The sequence below is a fragment of the Myceligenerans crystallogenes genome (genome assembly GCF_039529775.1).
GTDB classification, from domain to species: Bacteria; Actinomycetota; Actinomycetes; order Actinomycetales; family Cellulomonadaceae; genus Myceligenerans; species Myceligenerans crystallogenes.
Genome location: NZ_BAAANL010000011.1, coordinates 89,115 through 95,114, shown reverse-complemented (window position 1 = coordinate 95,114; position 6,000 = coordinate 89,115). Strand labels below are relative to the sequence as shown.

4 protein-coding genes and 1 pseudogene are annotated in these 6,000 nt (G+C 73.7%); 4 read left to right on the top strand and 1 reads right to left on the bottom strand.

The genetic code is table 11. From position 1 onward, the window contains the following. The 4 genes and pseudogenes from ABD208_RS19805 to ABD208_RS19790 all read left to right on the top strand — a co-directional run. A pseudogene (locus ABD208_RS19805) lies at positions 1-331 on the top strand (hypothetical protein); the annotation flags it as partial. Further along, a complete protein-coding gene (locus ABD208_RS19800) occupies positions 328-1,374 on the top strand; it encodes a DUF8094 domain-containing protein (protein WP_344106408.1) in 1,047 nt (348 codons plus the stop codon). The pseudogene ABD208_RS19805 and the gene ABD208_RS19800, both read left to right, overlap by 4 nt. Continuing rightward, the gene (locus tag ABD208_RS19795; protein WP_344106405.1) at positions 1,371-2,405 is read left to right on the top strand and encodes a DUF8094 domain-containing protein; all 1,035 of its coding nucleotides are present in this window, start codon (positions 1,371-1,373) and stop codon (positions 2,403-2,405) included. Before ABD208_RS19800 ends, ABD208_RS19795 begins: the two co-directional genes overlap by 4 nt. 20 nt (positions 2,406-2,425) lie before the next feature. Then, on the top strand, positions 2,426-3,403 hold the full coding sequence (locus tag ABD208_RS19790) for a tetratricopeptide repeat protein (RefSeq protein ID WP_344106403.1): 978 nt from the start codon (positions 2,426-2,428) through the stop codon (positions 3,401-3,403). A gap of 151 nt (positions 3,404-3,554) precedes the next feature. Here ABD208_RS19790 and glgB read toward each other — a convergent pair whose 3' ends face one another. After that, entirely contained in the window at positions 3,555-5,918 is a 2,364-nt protein-coding gene (gene glgB, locus ABD208_RS19785; protein ID WP_344106401.1) for a 1,4-alpha-glucan branching protein GlgB, read from the bottom strand. Positions 5,919-6,000 lie beyond the last annotated feature (82 nt).

The window sequence follows — 6,000 nt, the reverse complement described above, 5'->3', positions numbered from 1 at the left end:
CCGGTCGGCCGCGGCCCCCGCGCAGGGCCCGGCCGTGACCCCGCCCGCGGCGGCGCAGCCGCCGGCGTCCTCGCCCCCGGCGCCGGGCTACCCGGCCCCGGGAGGCCGGCCCGCCACGGGCGCCACGCCGTCGGGCAGGATGATGACGCGACGTGAACGGCGCCTGGCCGAGCAGGCCGGCCGGGGCAACACTGCCGCGCAGCCCGTGGTCCCGCCGCCCGTGCAGCCCGCCCCGGAGCAGCCGCAGCAGCCGGACCAGAGCCAGTCGGGCCGCGCCGCGGCCTGGCGCGCGGCCTGGGGGATCAAGGACGAGGACGGAGACGACCGATGAACCACCGCCGCAGTGTCACCGGCACCCGCGGGCGCCGGACGGCCCGCCGCGTGACGGCCGCCGTCGCCCCCGTCCTCGCCGCCGGGCTGCTGGCCGGCTGCGCCCAGGAGCTCCCGGTCCCCGAGGCCGAGCCCGCCGTCGTCGGCGCGGTCGTCACGGAGGAGCAGGAGAAGACGATCATCAGCCGCGTGGCCGAGTCCGTCGACAAGGCGTCGAAGGAGAAGGACGCCGGCGCGCTCGATCGCATGACCGGCCCCGCCAAGGAGCTGCGTACCAGCGAGATCGAGGTCGCCAGGATCCTGGGCAAGGAGGGCGAGGCGCAGCCCCTGCCGATGACGATGCAGTCGGTCGTGCTGCCGTCCGAGCCGACCTGGCCCCGCACGAGCTTCGCGGTCAGCACGCAGCCGAAGGACCTCACCCCGCCGGTGCTGTACGCGTTCACGCAGAACTCGGCGCGTTCCGACTACCAGATGTGGGCGTGGGCGGACCTGCTGCCCGGCGTGACGCTCCCGCAGTTCGCGTCCACGGACACCGGCACCGAACGCGTGGCGCCCGACGACGCCGACTCCCTGGTGATGTCCCCCCAGAAGGCCCTGGCGGCCTACGCGGACGTGATCGGCGAGGACAAGGACTCCAAGTACGCCAAGCAGGTCGAGGACGACGAGTTCCGCGCCTTCCTGCGCGACCAGGAGACGCGGCAGGAGAAGGCGGACGGCTGGAAGGAGGCCGAGGGCAAGTACTCCTTCAGCGCGTCGGCCGACGACGACCACGGCGTCGAGGGCATGCGCACGGTCGACGGCGGCGCGATCGTCATGGGCGCCGTCAACTCGATGCAGGTCATCCAGCTGCAGGACGGCGCGGAGGCCCCGCCGTCGAAGAGCCTGCCCACCCAGGTGGCGCTCTTCGGCGATCAGGACGTCACGAACGTGCAGCGCACCAAGTACTTCGACATCGTCGGCCTCTACATCCCGCCGGCGGGTTCCTCGGAGAAGGTGCGCCTGGTCGGCTTCGAGCACGTCGCGGTCTCGGTGTCCAACGAATGACCTGGTCCCATCACGCTGCGGGAGCGGGCGCCGTCGTGCTCACCGCCGCGCTCCTGCTGGCGGGCTGCACGACGGCGCTGCCGCGGCCCGAGGCGGAGCCGCCGGTGATCGGCGCCGTCGTGTCCGAGGACCAGGAGACCCAGATCATCGCGCGCGTGGCGGGCGCCGTCGGCCGGGCCACCACGGAGCGTGACGTCGCCGCGCTGGCCGCGCGGACCGCCGGGCCGGCCCGCCAGATGCGCACCAGCCAGATCGAGGTCGCCCGCCTGCGCGGCGACGACGAGCTGGTCACCAGCCTGCCGATGACGATGCAGGCCGTGATGCTCCCCTCCGACGCGGCCTGGCCGCGTACCAGCCTGGCGGTCAGCACGCCGTCGGACGACAAGCTGACACCCCTGCTGTACGCGTTCGAGCAGCGCTCGGCCCGCGAGGACTACAAGCTGTGGGGCTGGGTGCAGCTGCAGCCCGACGTGACGCTGCCGCGGTTCGCCTCGACGGACACCGGAGCCGGGAGCGTCCGGGCCGACGACGCGGAGACCCTCGCGATGTCGCCGAAGGCGGCCCTGGCCGCCTATGCCGCCGTGCTGTCCGACCCGGAGGGGAAGTTCGCGGACACGTTCGACGACGACGTCCTGCGGCAGTTCCTGCTGGAACAGGAGCGCGAGCAGACCTCGGACGAGAAGTTCACGGCGGCTGGGGGCCGGTACGACTACGACGCGAAGCCCGGCGCCGCGGGCCTGCGCGCGATGCGCACCGTGGACGGCGGGGCGATCGTGCTGGGCGCGCTCGACTCGGTTCTCGCCGTCGCCGTCGAGGAGTGCGGGAAGATCCGCGCGGAGAGCCTGGCCCCGTCGCAGCGGGCGCTGTTCGGCGACCAGGCCGAGAGCAACGTGCTGCGCACGCGGTACCTCGACACGGTGGCGCTGCACGTGCCCCCGGCGGGCTCCGGCTCGCGGGTTCGCCTGGTCGGTTTCGACCACGTGGCGGTGGCGGTGGAATCCGCGGGGGATACGTCCGGCTGCGGCGCCTGAGTTTCCCTAAGATTGAGGCCATGACCACGTCCGATCAGCCGACGCCCCCTCCTGCCAGCAATCCTGTGTTCGCCGGTGCGCGCGGCGCCGTCGACCTCTCCGCCCTGACCCGCCCGCAGGCACCGCCGCCGGGGGAGCCGGGCGGCGCGCCGGAGGCCGGCGGGTTCGTCCGGGACCTCACCGAGGCCAACTTCGAGCAGGTGGTCCGCGACTCGACGCAGTATCCGGTGGTGGTGCTGCTGTGGGCCCCCACGGACGCCGCGAACGCCGAGCTCGGCACCACGCTCGCGAAGCTCGCCGCCGACTACGCCGGGCGCTTCCTGCTGGGCCGGGTCGACGCCCACCAGTACCCGCAGATCGCCGCCGCCTTCCAGGTGCAGGGCGTGCCCGCGGTGGTCGCGGTGCTCCAGGGCCAGCCGCTCCCGCTCTTCGCCGGGAACGCGTCCGAGGAGCAGGTGCGCCAGGTGCTCGACCAGGTGCTCGCCGCCGCCGAGCAGAACGGCGTCACCGGCCGGGCGCCGTCGGCCGGCGGGAACGACGACGCCGCGGCCGCCCAGGAGCCGGCCGAGGAGCCCGAGAAGCCGCTCCCGCCCCTGCACCAGGAGGCGTACGACGCGATCGAGCGCGACGACCTCGACGCCGCCGTCGCCGCCTACGACAGGGCCATCAAGCAGGACCCGAAGGACGCCGACGCCTCGGCGGGCCTGGCGCAGGTCAAGCTCATGCAGCGCACGCGCGACGCCGACCTGGCGGCCGCCCGCAAGGCCGCCGCGGACGCGCCGTCCCACGTTCCGGCGCAGCTCGCCGTGGCCGACCTGGACGTGCTGGGCGGCAAGGTGGAGGACGCCTTCGCCCGCCTCCTGGACCTGCTGCCCGGGCTGGCGGCCGACGACAAGGAGACGGTCCGGGTCCGGCTGCTGGAGTACTTCGAGCTGATCGGCACCACGGACCCCCGCGTCAACAAGGCCAGGCAGCGGCTGGCGATCTCCCTGTACTGAGCCCCTACGGCCTGAGATCGCGCGGGGCAGCCAAGCGGTCGGCCGGTTGCCGGGGGAGATCGGTTCGATGTCGAGAAGTCGGCCCCTCGAGGGGCCGACCGCACCGACAGGAGGCCGACCGCCCGACGACGGGCCGACCGCCCGCGCGATCTCAGCGTTCCGGGGTGAGGATCAGGGCGCCCAGCGGGGGGACCCTCACCGCCGCCGAGTACGGGCGGGCGTAGTGGGGGATCGGTTCCGCCGTGACCCGGCCCAGGTTGCCCACGCCCGAGCCGCCGTACGCCTCCGCGTCGGTGTTGAGGGCCTCGCGCCAGACCTGGGCGGCGCCGGGGATCTCCGGGAGGGGGAGGCGGTAGCCCTCGTGGGGGACGCCCGCGAAGTTGACCACGACCACCGCCGGGTCGCCCGACGCCGAGCGGCGGACGTAGGCGAGCAGGTTGCCGTCCGCGTTGTCGGAGTCCAGCCACTCGAAGCCCTCGTGCGTGAAGTCCTTCTCCCACAGCGCGGGGGTCGCGCGGTAGAGCGCGTTCAGGTCGCGGACCAGGTGCTGGACGCCCGCGTGCAGGCCGTCGGCCAGCAGGTCCCAGCGTAGGCTGCCGCTCTCCGACCACTCCGAGTCCTGCGCGAACTCGCAGCCCATGAACAGCAGCTGCTTGCCCGGGTGCGTCCACTGGTACGCCAGCAGCGCCCGCACCTGCGCGAGCTGCTGCCAGCGGTCGCCCGGCATCTTGTGCGGCAGCGACCCCTTGCCGTGCACCACCTCGTCGTGGCTGATCGGCAGCACGAACTGCTCCGAGTACGCGTACACCATGGAGAACGTGAGCTCGCCGTGGTGGTACTTGCGGTGCACCGGGTCCTCGGCGAGGTAGCGGAGGGTGTCGTTCATCCAGCCCATGTTCCACTTCAGGCCGAACCCGAGGCCGTGCGACGACGTCGGCCGCGTGACGCCGTCGTACGCCGTCGACTCCTCGGCCATCATCATCACGCCGGGCGTGCGCCGGTACGACGTCGCGTTCGCCTCCTGCAGGAACGAGATCGCGTCGAGGTTCTCACGGCCCCCGAACTCGTTCGGGTGCCACTGCCCGGGTTCGCGCGAGTAGTCGAGGTAGAGCATGGAGGCCACGGCGTCCACGCGCAGCGCGTCGGCGTGGAACTCCTCGAACCAGTAGGTCGCGTTCGCGACGAGGAAGTTGCGCACCTCCCGGCGGCCGAAGTCGAAGATCAGCGTGCCCCAGTCCTGGTGCTCGCCGCGGGTGGGGTCGGGGTGCTCGTACATCGGCGTGCCGTCGAACCGCGCGAGCGCGAACTCGTCGCGCGGGAAGTGCGCCGGCACCCAGTCGATGACGACGCCGATCCCGGCCTGGTGCAGCCGGTCCACCAGGTGGCGGAACTCGTCGGGCGACCCGAAGCGCGAGGTGGGCGCGTAGTACGAGGTGACCTGGTACCCCCAGGACCCGCCGAACGGGTGCTCCGCCACCGGCATGAACTCCACGTGCGTGAAGCCCTGCTCGGCCACGTAGGCCGTGAGCTGCTCCGCGAGCTCGCGGTAGGACAGCCCGGGCCGCCACGAGCCGAGGTGCACCTCGTAGACGCTCATCGGGCCGGAGTGCGGGTCGGACGTGGTGCGCGCGGCGATCCAGGCGTCGTCGGACCACTCGTAGGCCGATTCGGTGACGATGCTCGCCGTGCCGGGCAGGCGCTCGGTCTCCCGGGCCATGGGGTCGGCCTTGGCCCGCCAGACGCCGTCGGCCCCGAGGACCTCGAACTTGTAGGCGGTGCCGGGCCCGACGCCCGGGACGAACAGCTCCCACACGCCCGTGGAGCCGAGGCTCCGCATCGGGTGCACGGGCGTCCAGAGGTTGTGGTCGCCGATCACGCGCACGCCGCGCGCGTTGGGGGCCCACACGGCGAAGCCGGTGCCCTCGATGTCGCCGCCGGGGCCGGGGTAGCGCCGGACGATCGCGCCGAGCGCCTTCCACAGCTCCTCGTGGCGGCCCTCGCCGATCAGGTGCAGGTCGATCTCGCCGAGCGACGGCAGGAAGCGGTACGGGTCGTCCGTGAGGGACTCCGTGCTCCCGTAGCGGGTCCGGACGCGGTAGTCGGGCGCGGTCCACGGGACGGCGGGCCGGCCGGGCGCGGTGGCGGCGCGGGCCGCGGACCGGCCGGGGGCCCCGGCGCCGGGCGCCGCGGAACGCTGCCGGGCGCCGGACTCCGCGGGACGAGGCGTGGTCGTGCCGGCCGTGCTCGCGCCGGGCGCGACCGGCGCGGGCGCCGGCGCGCCGCCGGGCGGCGGCACCACCGCGGCCCAGACGCCCGCGCCCTGGTGCTCGCACGGGTACTCGCCGTCGGCCGTGACCACGGTGACCTCCTCGGCGAGCGGGCGCAGGGCGCGCACCACCGAGAAGGGACTGTCGCCGTCCAGCGGGTGGGGCCCGAGCACGGAATGCGGATCGTGGTGGGTCCCTTGCGCGACGGCGGTGAGAGCCTCGAGGTCAACGGGGGGCAGGTCGGCCATGTCCTCACCCTTCCACGTTCGAGGTGTGGTTTGCGACACGTACGTTGCGACACGTACGACGAGTTTCGCGCGGATGGGCCCA